Source organism: Rhodococcus sp. HNM0569 (assembly GCF_012726205.1).
Taxonomy (GTDB): domain Bacteria; phylum Actinomycetota; class Actinomycetes; order Mycobacteriales; family Mycobacteriaceae; genus Rhodococcus_F.
Genome location: NZ_JAASAE010000005.1, coordinates 110,771 through 126,845, shown reverse-complemented (window position 1 = coordinate 126,845; position 16,075 = coordinate 110,771). Strand labels below are relative to the sequence as shown.

General features: G+C 71.3%; 13 protein-coding genes. All 13 read right to left on the bottom strand.

What is annotated here, in order from left to right:
* Positions 1 to 50 precede the first annotated feature (50 nt).
* Positions 51 to 818 (bottom strand): FtsQ-type POTRA domain-containing protein, encoded by a 768-nt coding sequence (locus HCA44_RS09060; protein ID WP_346764649.1) that lies wholly within the window; start codon positions 816 to 818, stop codon positions 51 to 53.
* 22 nt (positions 819 to 840) lie between these two features.
* On the bottom strand, positions 841 to 2,325 hold the full coding sequence (gene murC, locus HCA44_RS09055; protein ID WP_169648225.1) for a UDP-N-acetylmuramate--L-alanine ligase: 1,485 nt from the start codon (positions 2,323 to 2,325) through the stop codon (positions 841 to 843).
* Positions 2,322 to 3,455, bottom strand: a complete 1,134-nt coding sequence (murG, locus tag HCA44_RS09050; RefSeq protein WP_169648224.1) for an undecaprenyldiphospho-muramoylpentapeptide beta-N-acetylglucosaminyltransferase — start codon at positions 3,453 to 3,455, stop codon at positions 2,322 to 2,324. Before murG ends, murC begins: the two co-directional genes overlap by 4 nt.
* Positions 3,452 to 5,026 (bottom strand): putative lipid II flippase FtsW, encoded by a 1,575-nt coding sequence (gene ftsW / locus HCA44_RS09045; RefSeq protein ID WP_169648223.1) that lies wholly within the window; start codon positions 5,024 to 5,026, stop codon positions 3,452 to 3,454. The genes murG and ftsW overlap by 4 nt, the downstream gene beginning before the upstream one ends.
* On the bottom strand, positions 5,026 to 6,522 hold the full coding sequence (gene murD, locus HCA44_RS09040) for a UDP-N-acetylmuramoyl-L-alanine--D-glutamate ligase (protein WP_169648222.1): 1,497 nt from the start codon (positions 6,520 to 6,522) through the stop codon (positions 5,026 to 5,028). The genes ftsW and murD overlap by 1 nt, the downstream gene beginning before the upstream one ends.
* A 3-nt stretch (positions 6,523 to 6,525) precedes the next feature.
* A complete protein-coding gene (mraY, locus tag HCA44_RS09035; protein WP_169648221.1) occupies positions 6,526 to 7,605 on the bottom strand; it encodes a phospho-N-acetylmuramoyl-pentapeptide-transferase in 1,080 nt (359 codons plus the stop codon).
* Complete coding sequence (gene murF / locus HCA44_RS09030) at positions 7,602 to 9,116, bottom strand: UDP-N-acetylmuramoyl-tripeptide--D-alanyl-D-alanine ligase (RefSeq protein ID WP_169648220.1); 1,515 nt, start codon at positions 9,114 to 9,116, stop codon at positions 7,602 to 7,604. The genes mraY and murF overlap by 4 nt, the downstream gene beginning before the upstream one ends.
* On the bottom strand, positions 9,113 to 10,726 hold the full coding sequence (locus tag HCA44_RS09025) for a UDP-N-acetylmuramoyl-L-alanyl-D-glutamate--2,6-diaminopimelate ligase (protein ID WP_169648219.1): 1,614 nt from the start codon (positions 10,724 to 10,726) through the stop codon (positions 9,113 to 9,115). Before HCA44_RS09025 ends, murF begins: the two co-directional genes overlap by 4 nt.
* Before the next feature lie 165 nt (positions 10,727 to 10,891).
* The gene (locus HCA44_RS09020; RefSeq protein ID WP_240945400.1) at positions 10,892 to 12,811 is read right to left on the bottom strand and encodes a penicillin-binding protein 2; all 1,920 of its coding nucleotides are present in this window, start codon (positions 12,809 to 12,811) and stop codon (positions 10,892 to 10,894) included.
* 4 nt (positions 12,812 to 12,815) lie between these two features.
* Positions 12,816 to 13,577, bottom strand: a complete 762-nt coding sequence (locus tag HCA44_RS09015; protein ID WP_169648218.1) for a hypothetical protein — start codon at positions 13,575 to 13,577, stop codon at positions 12,816 to 12,818.
* Positions 13,574 to 14,623, bottom strand: a complete 1,050-nt coding sequence (gene rsmH / locus HCA44_RS09010; protein ID WP_169648217.1) for a 16S rRNA (cytosine(1402)-N(4))-methyltransferase RsmH — start codon at positions 14,621 to 14,623, stop codon at positions 13,574 to 13,576. Before rsmH ends, HCA44_RS09015 begins: the two co-directional genes overlap by 4 nt.
* Positions 14,624 to 14,776: 153 nt before the next feature.
* Entirely contained in the window at positions 14,777 to 15,208 is a 432-nt protein-coding gene (gene mraZ / locus HCA44_RS09005) for a division/cell wall cluster transcriptional repressor MraZ (RefSeq protein ID WP_169648216.1), read from the bottom strand.
* Positions 15,209 to 15,577: 369 nt separating this feature from the next.
* Positions 15,578 to 16,006 carry a DUF3040 domain-containing protein gene (locus HCA44_RS09000; protein ID WP_169648215.1) on the bottom strand — a complete coding sequence of 143 codons (429 nt, stop codon included), beginning with the start codon at positions 16,004 to 16,006 and terminating at the stop codon, positions 15,578 to 15,580.
* Positions 16,007 to 16,075: the final 69 nt, after the last annotated feature.

Below are 16,075 nucleotides of genomic sequence, written 5' to 3'. Positions count from 1 at the left end.
AGGCGCGCCGCGTGTCGAGCATATTTCGCGTACCCGGATGCGACCCGTCGTCATTTCACCGTCGGCAGGTCGGGACTCGACACGTCGTAGGTCGTGCCCGGCTGGGTCAACAGGGCGAGCGCCACCGCGGCCTTGCGCTCGGCGGCCTCGTCACCACCCCACGCGAGCACACGATCGTCGCGCAGCCCGAACTCGACGTTCGACTCCGACGCCGCACGCACCTCGACCACCTGCTCGCGCAATTGCTGTGGCAGCGAGCCGTACACGGCGAGGGCCGTCGTGGTGGCCGGATCGCCGTACCCGGGCTGCGCGGTGACGAGCTTGGGAAGCGCGGGCGGCGCGGGGACTGTCGCGAAGTCGACACCCTCGCCGTCGAGCAGGTGGCTCCCGTCCGGCGACTCGACGAACACCAGCGGCTCACGTTCGGTGACCGTGACGCGCACGGTCCACGGGTAGACCCGCTGTACGCGCGCGGACGCGACGCTCGGCGCAGTTGCCACCCGTGCGGCCGCCGCACCCGTGTCGACGCGCGGCAGGGGAAGCCCGTCGGGAACGTCTGCACGATCGCGTACCTCCGCCTCCGAGAGCGACCTCAGCCCCGCGACCTCGACCGAGCGCACCCCGAGCAGCGGCGTGAACCATGCCGCGAGACCGCCTCCGACCACGACGATCACCACCACAGCGAGGGCGATCGCGGCGCGGCGCGGCAGGCGCCTGCGTGCGCGGCTCGGCTGCCGCGACGCGGCGGCCCGGCCGCGTCGGGAATCCGGACGCGGCCGGGCCGGGCCCCTCTCCTGCGCGGCGGTGCGGCGCGTCACGAAGCGATCCACCCGGCCCGCGTCATCGACCCGCGCCCAGCGCGCCGAGGATCTGGTTGCCGAGCATCGTGACATCGCCCGCACCCATCGTGATGACGACGTCGCCGGGTCGTGCGAGCGACGCCACCTGACGGGGCGCCTGCGACAGATCCGGCTGGTAGTGCACGGGTTTCGTGACGGCATGCGCGACGAGCGCGCCCGTCACACCCGGCATCGGCTCCTCGCGCGCGCCGTACACGTCGAGGACGACGACCTCGTCCGCGAGGTCGAGCGCAGCGCCGAACTCGCTCGCGAACTTCGCGGTGCGCGAGTACAAGTGCGGTTGGAACACCACGATCACCCGCCCGCGCTCGCCCGTAGCTCCGACCGACTCGTGCACGAGCTCCGCCGCCGCCTCGAGTACCGCCCGCACCTCCGTCGGGTGATGGGCGTAGTCGTCGAAGACGCGCACGCCACGCTCGCGACCGGGGAACTGGAAGCGGCGGTGCACGCCGCCGAAACCGGAGATGCCCTCGACCACCTCGTCGGCGTCGGGCCCGAGCGCACGGGCCGCGAGGATCGCGGCGAGCGCGTTGAGTGCCATATGCCTGCCGGGCACTCCCATGCGCACCGTGCGGGACGCGTCCTCGCCGGTGAGCGTCATGCGCATCACACCGCCGACGTCGCGCGGCTCGAACTCGTCGAGCACCGCCCCGACCTCGACCTCGGCCGGGAAGCTCGCCCGCGCGCCGGCCGAGCCGTAGCCGACGACCCGCACGTCGCCGCGCGCGACGACTCGTTGCGCGAGCGCCGCCGATCCGGTGTCGTCGAGACAGACGACGAGCACTCCCCCGGGCCGGATCCGCGCCACGAAGTCGTCGAAGACTTGGACGTACGCCTCGGTGGTGCCGAAGAAGTCGAGATGATCGGCCTCGATGTTGGTGACCACCACGATGTCCGGCTCGTACTGCAGCAGCGAGCCGTCGCTCTCGTCGGCCTCGGCGACGAACACGTCGCCCGACCCGTGGTGCGCGTTGGTGCCCGACTCGTTCAGTTCGCCGCCCACCGCGAACGACGGGTCGATGCCGCAGTGCTGCAGCGCGACCACGAGCATCGACGTGGTGGACGTCTTGCCGTGCGTGCCCGACACGAGCGCGGTGCGGTGGGTCGCCATGAGCGACGCGAGCACCGAAGGGCGCAGCAACACCGGGATACCGCGCCTGCGTGCCTCGACGAGCTCGGGATTGTCCTGGGGAATCGCCGCGAGAGTGGTGACGACCGCGGTGGGCCCGCCGGGCAGGATGTCGAGTGCCGACGCGTCGTGGCCGACGCGCACCTCGGCGCCACGCGCACGCAGCGCGAGCACCGCACGGCTCTCCTTCGCATCCGATCCCGAGACGAGTCCGCCCCGCGCGAGCAGGATCCGGGCGATGCCGGACATGCCTGCACCGCCGATACCGACCATGTGCACCCGTTCGAGGTGCTGCGGCAGCTGCGCGGCCTGGGTACCCCCGGTCGCCGATGTCATCTCGATCCCCTTGCTACATCCAGTGCGATCCGCGCGACCTCGGTCGCGGCCGTGCGATGCCCCGCACCCGCCGCCGCATGTCCGGTCGCGGTCAACCGCTCCGGATCGGTGAGCAGTGGGACGACGGTCGACACGACGAACGCGGGCGTGAGATCGCGGTCGGCCACGATCATGCCACCGCCCGCCGCAACCACGGGCTTCGCGTTGAGCTCCTGTTCGCCGTTGCCGTGCGGGAGCGGTACGTACACCGCGGGCAGCCCGACGGCGGACACCTCGGCGACGGTCATCGCGCCCGAACGACACACGACCGCGTCGGCCGCCGCGTATGCCAGGTCCATGCGATTGAGGTAGGGCACCGCGACGTACGGCGCGGTGGCGTTCTCGGCAGGCTCGGGCAGATCGAGCTGATTCTTCGGGCCGTGCGCGTGCAGCACCGAGATGCCGGCGGCGGCGAGCTCGCGCGCGGCACCCGAGACCGCGTCGTTGAGCGACCGCGCCCCCTGAGACCCACCGAACACGAGGAGCACCGGCCCCTCGGCCGGCAGTCCGAAATGCGCGCGCGCTTCGGCACGCAGCGCGCCGCGGTCGAGCGACGTGATCGACGACCGCACCGGGATCCCGACGATCTCCGCGTCGGGCGCGACGCCCGAGCCGGGCACCGCAGCCAGGACGCGTTCGGCGAACCGCGCCCCGATCTTGTTCGCGATACCCGCGCTCGCGTTCGCCTCGTGCACCACGATCGGCACGCGACGCCTGCGCCGGAGCAGACCACGCCCTGCGGCGAGGTAGGCGGGCACCGCCACGTAACCGCCGAAGCCGACGACGACGTCCGCGTCGGTCGCGTCGAGCACCTCGCGCGTGCGCCGGACGGACGCGCGCAGCCTGCCGGGCAGCCGCAGCAGGTCGGCGGTGAGCTTGCGCGGCAGAGGCACCGGCGGAATGAGCTCGAGCGGGTAACCGCGTTCGGGTACCAGGGTGGTCTCCAGGCCGCGCTCGGTGCCGAGCGCTGTGACCGTGGCTGTCGGATCGACCTCACGCACCGCGTCGGCGACGGCCATGGCCGGCTCGATGTGCCCCGCGGTGCCTCCGCCCGCCACGATCACCGACAGCCTGGACTTTCCGTCCCTCACCTGCGATACCCTCGCTCTCCCGTTCGACTTGTGCGCGCCCGCCCCTGCCCGGGGCGCCCGCCTCGCGCGGGCCGGCCGCGGCCGTCCCGCACGGCCTGCTGTTCCTTCGGTCCACCGTACGTCGCGGCACGGGGTGCGGACGCCCGGGCTGCACGGCCCGAGCTGCGGCGGTCTTCGGCGCGACGCACCGCCTCCGCGCGCGCCACCGACGGCCGCACCGGCACGTAGGGCTCCGGTTTCGGCAACCTCAGCAGTTTACTGAACCGTCCGTCCTGACCGGCGCGCAGCGCGGCGATCGCCTCGGGTTCGTGACGCGCGGCACTTGCGATGATGCCGACCATGACGAGCGTGATCGCGAGGGACGAACCGCCCGCCGACACGAGCGGCAACTGCAGACCGGTCACGGGGAGCAGACCGATCACGTAGCCGATGTTGATCATGCCCTGCGCGAGAATCCACGTGGTGGCCGTCGCGGTGAGCAGTCGCAGGAACGGATCGACGGAACGCGCCGCTATCCGCAGACCCGTGTACACGAACAGGCCGAACAACCCCAGCACCGCGAGGCAACCGACGAGGCCGAGTTCTTCGCCGATGATCGCGAAGATGAAGTCGTTGTGCGAGTTCGGCAGGTAGCTCCACTTGGCGCGGCTCTGTCCCAGGCCGCGTCCGAACCACCCGCCGTCGGCGAGCGAGAAACTCGCCTGCCGCGACTGGTAGCCGATGCCCTGCGGATCCGCGCCGGGATTGAAGAACGCCTTGACGCGATTGGAGCGGTAGCCCGCCGTGACCGCCAGGACACCGGCCGCGACGACGCCACCGATGCCGATCGCGGCGAACAGTCGCACCGGCAACCCGCCGAACCACAGCAACGCGCCGAGGATGATGCCGAGCGCGATCGTGGTCGACAAGTTGGGCTGCAGCACGACCAGGACGCAGGCGATGAGGCCTGCCGGCACCAACGGGACGAGCAGCGACTTGAGCGTGCGGGTTTCCGGCCTGCGCGACGCGAGCAGGTGCGCGCCCCACAACGCGAGCGCGACCTTCGTCAACTCCGACGGCTGCAGCGAGAACCCGCCGAACTGGAACCAGCGCTGCGAGCCCTGGACCTCGGTGCCGATGCCCGGCACCAGGACCAGGACGAGCATGACCATGCAGACCGCGAACAACGGGAACGACCACTGCCGCCACACGCGCACCGGCATCCGGAGAGCGAGGTAGAACAGCACGGCGCCGACGACCGCGAAGATCGCCTGCGTGACGAACAGCGAGTACGCCGAGCCGCCCGCCGCGTACTGCTCGACGCTCGACGCCGACAGCACCATCACCAGGCCCAGGCCGGTCAACAGGAACGCAACGGTGACGATCAGGTGGAACGACGCGAGCGGATGCGCGAGCCATGCACCGATCCGGCTCCGCGGCGACGACGCGGCCGAACCGGACCGTGTCTTCGCCCCCTCCGCGGCGGCCTTCGGCGACCGGCCGCGTGCCTTCGGCGCGCGCGTCCGAGTCGAGCCGTTGCGCGCAGCGGGCGCGCCGGCGCGCGTCCTGGGCGAGGGCGGGGTGCCTGCCATCAGCACGTACCGGGACCGTCCGTCTGTTCCGCCGGGCCGGGCCGCTCACGGCGAGCAGCGTCGGCGAAGCTGTCGCCGCGGTGGCCGTAGCTCGTGAACATGTCGAGGGATGCGGCCGCGGGCGCGAGCAGCACGGTGTCGCCCGGGCGCGCGAGCGACGCCGCCGCACCGACTGCGCGCGCCATGACGTCGTCCGCCGTGGCACCGCGAGGTGCCAGGACCCGGGAGGTACCGGGCAGCTGTCGACTCACCCCGTCATCGTCTCCCGTTTCGACCACGACGACGGGAACCCGGGGGGCGTGTCGCGCAAGAGCCGCCGCGATCTGCGCCGCATCGACACCCAGCAGCACCACCCCGGCCAGCCGCTCGGCGACGTCCGTCACGAGCTCGTCGACCGCGGCCCCCTTGAGCTGACCGCCCGCGACCCACACGACCCGGTCGTGGGCGAGGATCGACGGCCGCGCGGCATGCGGATTGGTCGCCTTCGAGTCGTCGACGTAACGCACTCCCCCACGCTCGGCGACCACCCCGCCGCGGTGCGGGCCGACCCGATGCGCGTGCAGACCGCGGTGCACCGCGTCGGCGTCGACACCCGCCGCACGCGCGAGCGTCGCCGCGGCGAGCGCGTCGAGCAGTCCCGCGGCGCCGGGTGGTTCGATGCCGTCGACCGTGGTGAGCACGGCATGGTCCGCGAAGGCCGCGTCGACGAGTGCGCCGTCGGCGACACCGACCTCGCCGGTGACCGGCGCATCGAGCCGGAAACCCACGACGCTCGGCGCCGTCGCCGTTCGCGCGAGCCCCGCCGCGACCGGGTCGTCGAGCCCGACCACCGCGACGCGTCCGGTGAGCGCCCGCGCCTTGGCGTCGACGTACGCCTGCATGCCGCCGTGCCAGTCGAGGTGGTCCTCGGCGATGTTGAGCACCGCGCCCGCGTCCGGCCGCAGCGACGGCGCCCAGTACAACTGGAACGAGGACAGCTCGACCGCGAGCACGTCGACGCGGGGCTCCGCCGCGATCGCGTCGAGCACCGGGAGCCCGATGTTGCCGCACGCCGCGGCGCGCAGGCCCGCCGCATCGAGGATCGACGCGAGCATCGACGTCGTGGTGGTCTTGCCGTTGGTGCCGGTCACGACGAGCCACGTATGCGGCAGCCCGTACAGACCCGAGCGGTCGACGTGCCAGGTGAACTCGATGTCGCCCCACACGGGCACGCCCGCGGCTGTTGCCGCCGCGAGCACCGGGGAGTCCGGCCGGAAGCCGGGGCTCGTGACGACGAGCGCGAACCGCCCGACGGCGGCCGGGTCCGTCACGAGGTCGTCGAGCACGATCGTGTCGGCACCGAGGCCGGCGTACGGAGCAAGCGACTCGGCACGCGCGTCGGTGACCGTGACCTGCGCCCCGAGTCGGCGGAGCGGTTCCACGACCGCGCGGCCGGAGACGCCCGCGCCGGTCACGAGCACCGACTCGCCGCGTAACCTGCTCAAGTCCTCCGACACAGGTCAGTCCCCGATCGCGCCGAGATACTCGCTGTAGAACAGCGCGAGACCGATCGCCGACGCAATCGCGGCGAGCAGCCAGAATCTGATGATGACCGTGGTTTCCGCCCACCCCGCGAGTTCGAAGTGGTGGTGGAACGGCGCCATACGGAACACCCTGCGTCTGGTCGAGCGGAACACCGCGACCTGGATCACGACCGACGCGGCCTCCGCGACGAAGAGTGCGCCGATGACGACCATGAGCAACTCGGTACGCGTCGTGATCGACAGGCCCGCGAGCAGACCGCCGAGCGCGAGCGACCCGGTGTCGCCCATGAAGATCTTGGCGGGGGCGGCATTCCACCACAGGAAGCCGATGCACGCGCCCGCGCCCGCGGCGCAGATGAGGGCGAGATCGAGCGGGTCACGCACGTCGTAACAGCCCTTGCCGGGGACGGTCTCGCAGGCATTGCGGTACTGCCAGAACGTGATGATGACGTACGACCCGAGCACGAGGCTCATCGAGCCTGCCGCGAGTCCGTCGAGGCCGTCGGTGAGGTTGACCGCATTGGACCAGGCGATGACGAGGAAACAGCACAGCAGCACGAACACGACCGCACCGAGCGTGACCGTCGTGATGTCGCGTACGTAGGACAGGTTGGTGCTGCCGGGCGTGAGCCCGCTGCCGCCACGGAACTGCAGCGCGAGGATGCCGAAGATGACCGCGCTGACCACCTGGCCGACGTACTTCCCGGTGGCGTTGAGTCCGAGATTGCGCTGCTTGCGGATCTTGATGAAGTCGTCCAGGAAGCCGACGACGCCGAGGGATGTCGCGAGCCCGAGGACGAGCAGCCCGGACGCCGACGGCCCGTCCGCGTCGTACCCGATGCCGATCAGGTGCGAACCCCAGTAGCCGGCCCACAGGCCGACGAGGATCGCGACGCCACCCATCGTGGGGGTGCCGCGCTTGGACTGGTGGCTCTTGGGCCCCTCGACGCGGATCTCCTGGCCGAAGCCCTGACGCGAGAACGCCTTGATGAGGACCGGGGTGAGCAGGATCGAGACGGCCAGCGCGATGCCGGCCGCGAAGAGGATCTGTCTCACTGGCCGGCCTCCGTCGTGTCCGTGTCCCGCGTGTCGCCTGCCACGAGCGCGTCGGCGACCCGGCCGAGACCGGCCGCCTGCGACGCCTTGACCATCACGATGTCACCGGGTTCGAGTCGAGCGCGCACGAAGGCGATCGCGGCGTCGGTGTCGGGTACGAGCACTGCTTCGTCGCCCCACGACCCCTCCATGACGGCACCCTGATGCATCGCGCGCGCGGGGCGGTCGTCGCCGACGACGACGAGTTGCGACACGTCGAGACGCACCGCGAGCCGCCCGATCGCGTCGTGCTGCACGATCGTGTCGGGACCGAGCTCGGCCATCTCCCCGACGATCGCCCAGCTGCGCCGCTCGGAGTGCCGGTCGCCCTTCGCCATCGTGACGAGCGCCTTGAGCCCGGCCCGCATGGAGTCGGGGTTCGCGTTGTACGAGTCGTCGACGATCGTGACGCCGTCGGCGCGCTCGTGCACCTGCATGCGCCGCGTCGACGCCGCCGTCGCGCCGGAGAGTGCGTCGGCCACCTGCGCCACCGTCGCACCGCATTCGAGGGCGACGGCCGACGCCGACAGCGCGTTGCCGACCTGGTGTTCACCGTGCACCGCGAGACGCACCGGCACCGACTCGCCACGCGCGTGGAGCACGAAGGACGCGCGTGCGTCCGGCCCGAGCACGACGTCCGTCGCACGGACCTGTGCCGAGTCCTTGTGGCCGACGTACACGACGCGGGCGTCGGTGCGCAGCGCCATGGGGACCACGAACGAATCGTCGCCGTTGAGCACGGCGACACCGCCGTCCGCCGCCGCCGGGAGCGCCTCGACCAGTTCGCCCTTGGCTTTCGCGATGTTCTCGCGCGAACCGAACTCTCCGAGGTGGGCGGTGCCGACGTTGAGGACGACGCCGATGCGCGGCGGGGCGATCGCGGCGAGGTGTGCGATGTGTCCGACTCCCCGAGCGGAGAGCTCGAGCACGAGGAACCGGGTCGTCTCGTCGGCGCGCAGCACCGTCCACGGGTGGCCGAGTTCGTTGTTGAACGAGCCGGGCGGCGCGACGACCGGTCCGAGCGGCGACAGCACCGCCGCCAACAGATCCTTCGTGGACGTCTTGCCCGCGGAGCCGGTCACGCCGACCACGGTGAGCCCGCGTTCGGTGAGGGCGGTGACCGACGCGTGCGCGAGCGCCGCGAGGGCGGCGAGCACGGCGGCGCCGGACCCGTCGGTGTCGTGTTCGAGTGCCATCGCCCGCGACGGTGCGGTGTGCGCGGGCGGCACCACGATTGCGGGCACGCCGACGGGGCGGGCCGCGAGCACCGCGACCGCGCCCGCAGCGACCGCCGCGGCAGCGTGGTCGTGACCGTCGGCTCGTGCGCCCGGCAGCGCCAGGAACAACCCGTTCGGGGTCACCTTGCGTGAGTCGAACTCGACGGTGCCGGTGACGCTCGCCGACGGATCCTCCACGTCGTGCAGCGTGCCGCCGACCGTCTCGGCGATCTCCGCCAAGGTCATCGGAATCATCCGCGCGCTCCCAGCACACGGTCGATCGCGGCGCTCGCGACGTCCCGATCGTCGAATGGGTGCTTCACCCCGTCAATCTCCTGACCGATCTCGTGTCCCTTACCGGCGACGAGGACGACGTCGCCGGTTCTTGCCCATCGCACCGCGTCGGCGATGGCCTGTGCGCGGTCCCCCGACTCGCGTATCTCTCCTCGTTCGTTCTCCGCCACCCGATGCGCGCCGCGCAGGATCTCGGCGCGGATGACCGCGGGATCCTCACTGCGCGGGTTGTCGTCGGTGACGACGAGCAGGTCGGCGCCTCGCGCGCCCACCTCGCCCATGAGCGGACGTTTGCCTGCGTCGCGGTCGCCGCCCGCACCGACGACGACCGCGACCCGGCCGTCGGTCTGCGCGCGCAAGGTCGACATGACCGCTTCGAGCGCGGCGGGCTTGTGCGCGTAGTCGACGACGACCAGGAAGTCCTGGCCCCGCTCGATACGCTGCACCCGGCCCGGCACGTCGACGTCGGCGATTCCGTCGATCGCGACCCCCGCGTCGACGCCGAGCGCCGTGGACGCGGCAACCGCGACTGCTGCATTGGCGACGTTGTAGTGACCGGGCAGCCGAATCACGACCGGTCGCACGACGCCCTCGGGATCGGTGAGATCGAAGCCCTGCGCACCCGACGGCGCCGACACGGCCGCCGACGTCGACCAGCCGGCCTCCCGATTCCGGGTCGAGACGGTCTCGACGACGCCACCCTCGGCAGCGGCACGCTCGGCCATCCGTTCACCCCAGCGGTCGTCGACGCACACGATCGCCCGCGCGGCCCGCACGCCGGAGCCGGGCGAGAACAGCCGCGCCTTGGCCTCGAAGTAGTCCTCGAATCCGGCGTGGAAGTCGAGGTGGTCCTGCGACAGATTGGTGAACGCGCCGACGTCGAAGCGCACGCCGTCGACCCGGCCGAGTGCGAGCGCGTGACTCGACACCTCCATCACCACGGTGTCGATGCCGCGTTCGACCATGACTGCGAACAACGCGTGCAGTTGCGGCGCCTCCGGTGTGGTCAGCGCGCTGGGCACGCGGACTCCGCGCATGCGGGTCTCGATCGTGCCGACGAGTGCCGGTGCCCGTCCGGCCGCGTCGAGGGCCGCCTCGACGAGATACGACGTGGTCGTCTTCCCCGAGGTGCCGGTGATGCCCAGCACCTGCATCTTCTCGGACGGGTGGCCGTAGACGGTCGACGACACGTCGCCGAGGACCGACCGCGGCGCGGGGTGCACGACGACCGGAACCGGCTGCGTCGGCGCCAGTCCCTCGATCAGCGCGAGCCCCTCGTCGTCGGTGAGGACAGCGACCGCGCCGGCCGCGAACGCGTCGCCCGCGAACTGGGCACCGTGTGCCCGGGCGCCGGGCAGGGCAGCGAACAGGTCGCCGGGCCGCACCGCCTGCGCGCGCAGGTCGACACCCGTGACCGCCACGGGACCGGCAGCGGCCGTGCTGCCGACCCACTCGAGGCGGGCACCGATCAACTCCGCGAGTTCGGTGAGCGGTGTCGAGACCGTGCGCTCCGGGCGCAGCGACGACGGCGTCGCTCCCGGCGACGGGTGGTTGTCGGACCGCACGGGCAACCTCGCTCCTCTCTGGTGACGGTGTGACTGGTGTTGCGGTGTTGCAGCGGCCGATCTGCGGCCACGGGCGCCGCACACGGCACCCGATCCGGGGACTCAGGTTACCGCGCACGCTCTCGGCGGTACGCGCGGTGCGCCACGCGCGCGATCGCCGTGCTCAGGCGATCAATCCGCTTCCAGCACCAACCTTCGACCGGGATCCGGAGACATCGGAATGCTGTCGCGTTGCAGCAGCCACGACGCGATGCTGTGGAACAGCGGCGCCGCCGACTGGCCGCCCGAACCGTCCGAGCTGCGGGTGGGGGCGTCGAGCATGAGCCCGACGACATAACGCGGGTCGTCCGACGGCGCGATGCCGGCGAATGTGATCCAGTAGTTCGAGTTCGAGTAGCACCCGCACGCCGGGTCCACCTGCTGCGCGGTGCCGGTCTTGCCGCTGATCTGGTAGCCGTCGACAGCCGCCGCAGCGCCCGTGCCCTGCTGGTAGCCCTGCGGATCGCTCTGGACCACGGCACGGAACATGTCGCGGACCGTGCGCGCGGTCTGCTCCCCGACGACCCGCACGCCGTCGGGCCGCTCCTCGTCCGTGCGTTCGCCGTCGGGCCCGACCGTCGATTTCACGATGCGCGGGGGCACGCGCACACCGTCGTTCGCGATCGCCTGGTAGATGCTCGTCATCTGCAGCAACGTCATCGACAGGCCCTGGCCGATCGGCAGGTTCGCGAACGTGCCGCCCGACCATTGGTCGCTGCTCGGGACGTTGCCACCGCTCTCGCCGGGCAGGCCCACCCCGGTGCGTCTGCCCAGGCCGAATCGATCGAGCATGTCAGCATAGCGTTCCTCGCCGACACGCTGCGCGAGCATGAGGGTGCCGACGTTCGACGACTTGCCGAACACACCCGTCGTCGTGAACGGCACGGTGCCGTGGTCCCACGCGTCCTTGACCGACACGCCCGACATCTCGATCGACCCCGGCACCTGCAGCACCTCGGCGGGCGTCGTGAGGCCGTACTCGATGGCTGCCGCGGCCGTGACGATCTTGTTGACCGAGCCCGGTTCGAACGGCGTGCTGACCGGCAGATTGCCCATCTGAACCGTCGGCGGATTGTTGCCGACACCGATCCCCGGGTTGAACGTGTTGTCGTTCGACATCGCCATCACTTCGCCGGTCTTCGCGTCGAGCACGACCGCGGAGGCATTCTTCGCACCCGACTTGTCCTTCGCGCTCTGCACCTGCTGCTGCACGTAGTACTGCAGGTCGGAGTCCAACGTGAGCTCGACGTCGGAGCCGTCGACGGCGGGATGTTTGTCGCGCCAACTGCCGGGGATGATCGCACCGTCGGAGCCGCGATCGTAGGTCTGCGAGCCGTCGGTGCCCGCAAGGGTCGCGTCGAGCGAGTCCTCGAGCCCGAGCAGGCCGTGCCCGTCCCACCCGGTGGCTCCCACGATATTCGCGGCGAGCGATCCGCCGGGATACTCGCGCACGTCCTGCCGCTCGGTGCCGACCTCCTGGTACTCGTCGCTGATCGCCTCCGCGACCGCGGGATCGACATTGCGTGCGAGATACACGAACGTCTCGTCGCTCCGCAGTTGCTTCAGCAGATCCTTCTCGTCCGGTACGTCGCTCGCGACCGCCGCGGCCGCGTCGCGCGGATTCTTCTGCGCCGACGCCGCAGCGTCGGCGAGCCGATCGTGCACGGCGGCCGCGATGGCGTCGAGGCGGTCCTCGACGGACGGCGCGGCGGGATCCTGCTGCTTCGCTTCCTCGAGTTCCTTGCGCACGCGCACCGGCTGGAAGGTGAGCGCGCGCGCCTCCATCGTGAATGCGATGGGTTTGCCGCTGCGGTCGGTGACCGCACCGCGCAGCGCCTTGTCGACCATCGTGGTGGTGCGCTGTTCCGCGGCTTCCGCGGACAGTGCCGGTGCGTCGATGATCTGGATCTTGACGAGCTGCGCCGCCGCGATCACGAGCACCGCGCACATCGCGATACGGCCCCACTTGTTGCGGAGCGCGAACGACGCGGTGCCGCCGCGAGTACGCGCGGCGGCACCACGAGGCCGTCCGGAGGGGGTCGTGCGTCCCAACGGGCTACCTGCTCGCGGACTCGGCGGGACGCTCTGCGGACCGAGGGTCGGCGGACTGCGGTGCGGCGGGGCTCACGGGCACCAATTGTCCCTCCCGCGCCGCGACGTCCGTGTCATTGGCCGCCCGCGTGTCCGCGGCCCGCGTGTCCGTGGCTGCGCGCGAATTCTCGGTGCCGCCGCGGCGGTCGTCGCCCCGTGTCGACGGAGCGACCGGGGCCGACCGCGACGTCGCGGTGCCGACGTTCGCGCCGCTGCTGACAGCAGCCGGACGATCGAGCGGTGCGACCGGTGCCCCTTCCGCCGGCTTCGGCGTGCCGACGACCTCCACGCTGCCGTCGTCGTGCACGACGAGACGCGCGGGATCGACCGCAGGCACCATGCCGAGCGCCGCCGCCTCCTGCGCGAGCTGCGGCGCCGAGTTGGCGGCCGCGACGTCGCGTTCGAGCGCCGCCTTCTGCTCGGTGAGCGACTGGTTGTACTCGCGCGCGTCGCTCAACTGGTACGAGCCCTCGGCCGCCTTGGTGGTGAGCAGGAGGGTGACGACGAGGCCGACCGACAGCAGCCCGATGACGAGGGCGACGAACGGCACGCGCGCCGCAAGCGCGACCGAACGGGCGCTGCGCGTGTGCGAGCCTGCGCCGCGCGCAGCCGCCGCCCGTGCGGTGCGGCGATCGTATGCACGTGCCGCCGCACCCGTGCGCGTCGAACGAGTGCGGCTCGTGCGGGCGGGACGGGCACCGGTCGTGGCGCTCAGCTGGACAGTCATGAAGCCCTCCTCGCAATTCGTTCCGCTGCACGCAGGCGCACCGGGGCCGATCGTGGGTTCTCGTCGATTTCCTGCTCGGACGCCCGCTCGGCGCCCCGGGTGAGAATGCGGAACTCGGGGCCGGTGCCGGGCAACTCGACCGGCAGGCCCTCGGGGCTGCGCGAGCGCGCACGCGGCGCGAGCTCCTGCTTGACGACGCGGTCCTCGAGCGACTGGTACGACATGAAGACCACCCGTCCGCCGACCGCGAGCGCGTCCAGCCCCGCAGGCACCGCGGAACGCAACGACTCGAGCTCGCTGTTGACCTCGACCCGAAGCGCCTGGAAGGTCCGCTTGGCCGGATGCCCACCCGTGCGGCGGGTGGCCGCCGGAATCGCCCGGTACAGGAGTTCGACGAGCGGTGCGCTCGTGGTGAACGGGGTGTGCTCGCGCGTGCGCACGATCTCGGAGGCGATGCGGCCCGCGAACCGCTCCTCGCCGTACGTGCTCAGCACGCGCGCGAGGTCGCCGTGGCTGTACGTGTTGAGGACGTCGGCGGCCGTGATGCCCGACGTGGGATCCATGCGCATGTCGAGCGGCGCGTCCACCGAGTACGCGAACCCACGGTCGGCCTCGTCGAGTTGCATCGACGACACGCCGAGGTCGAACAGGATCGCGTGGACCGACTCGACCGGCTCCAGTCCCGCCTCGACGAGTGCGTCGGCGATGCCGTCGTAACGCGTGCGGACGAACGTGGTGCGCTCGCGGTAGGGCTCGAGCCGTCGTCGGGCCGTGGCGAGGGCGTCGGGATCGCGGTCGAGACCGATGAGCCGCAGCCCCGGAAAGGTGCGCAGGAAATGCTCGGAGTGACCTCCGAGTCCGAGTGTCGCATCGACCATGACCGCACCGGTGCCGTCCGGCGACACCGCCGTGACGGCGGGCCCGAGGAGTTCGACGGCGCGCTCGAGCATGACCGGGACGTGCCCGAAGCCGTCGGCCTGCCGGCTGACCTCGTCGTCCACCTCATGCCTCCGGTTCGTGCGGTCGATCGTGTGTTGCCGTCCCATTCCTCCCGGGGGCGTCCTGCCCGCTCCACCGGGTCCGGCGGCTGCGGAGTGCTCCGTGGTCCCTGCCCGATCTCGACCTGGCGCTGGGGAAGTGCGTCAGGGTTCGCTCGGACAGAGGCCACGAAGCGCTCCGCCTCGCCGGACGACGCCCGCTCAGACGATGTCTCCGAGAGCGGCACCCGCGGCTTGCGAGTAGCTCTCCTCGTTCGCGGCGACGTAGCGTTCCCACGCCGCCTTGTCCCACACCTCCACGAAGTCCACCGAGCCGATCACGACGCATTCCTTGTCGAGATTCGCGTACCGGCGATGCTCCGCGGAGAGCACGATCCGGCCTTGCGCGTCCGGTTCCTGCTCTTCGGTACCTGCCGCGAGGTTGCGCACGAACGCGCGTGCCTCGGGATCGCTCCGTGAGGCAGCGGCAGCCCGCCGCGCGAGTGCGACGAACTCTTCCCGGGGATACACGGCGAGGCTGTGGTCCTGACCTTTGGTCACCATCAACCCCTTGTCGAGAATCCCGCGGAACTTCTTGGGCAACGTGAGCCGCCCCTTGTCGTCGAGCCGTGGCGTGTAGGTACCGAGAAACATCCCGACACCTCCCGCCTGCTCGCCGGGGGCGACGTCTCCGTCCCCGCCGGGCCCCACATTACCCCACTTTCCCCCACGGCCGGTGGAAGTTTCGGCTGCAGTCTCGAAGGAATTCGTGATCTACGCAGGTACATCGCGTGGGGACCGGTGGGGCGCGGGCGCGGTGACCGTCGCCACGCGCACCCACCAGCACGGCTGCCACACGGGAATCCGCAGGAAAACACGCAGCCCCCGCGACGATCACCCGCAACCGGACGGTGCGCGAGGACGCAGTGGGGACAGGTGGGGCCGCCAGGTGGAGCCCAGTGGGGACACGAAAAAACGCCGGCGGCACGACTCGTCGTCGTACCGCCGGCGCTACGCGGAGAACTACTGCTCGAAGCGTTTGCGGAAGCGATCCTCCATGCGCGCGGAGAACCCGCCGCCGCTCTTGCGCGGGCCGGCGCGCTTGCCGCGGCCACTGCTCGGCGTCCCGCTGTCGCCGGGCGGCGCGTCGGATGCGGAGGGGACGGACTTGAGTCGCCCACCTCCCCACAGGAGAAGCACACCGGCACCGAACATGACCAGGAAGCCGACCAGACTGATGATCGGGAAACCACCCGGCTTGAACGGAAGCGCCACGCCGGCGATCAGCAACACCAACCCGAGCACGAACAGGGCGATGGACTGCAGCCTGCGTCTACTCGAGGCCGCACGCAGGCGGCCACCTCGCACGTGCGAAGCAAATTTGGGGTCCTCGGCATAGAGAGCGCTCTCGATCTGATCGAGCATGCGCTGCTCGTGCTCGGAGAGTGGCACGGTACCTCCCCCGGCACTTGAAGGGTGTCCACCGCACTCACCGGGGGTGCGAGCGGTGGGTAGCCGACT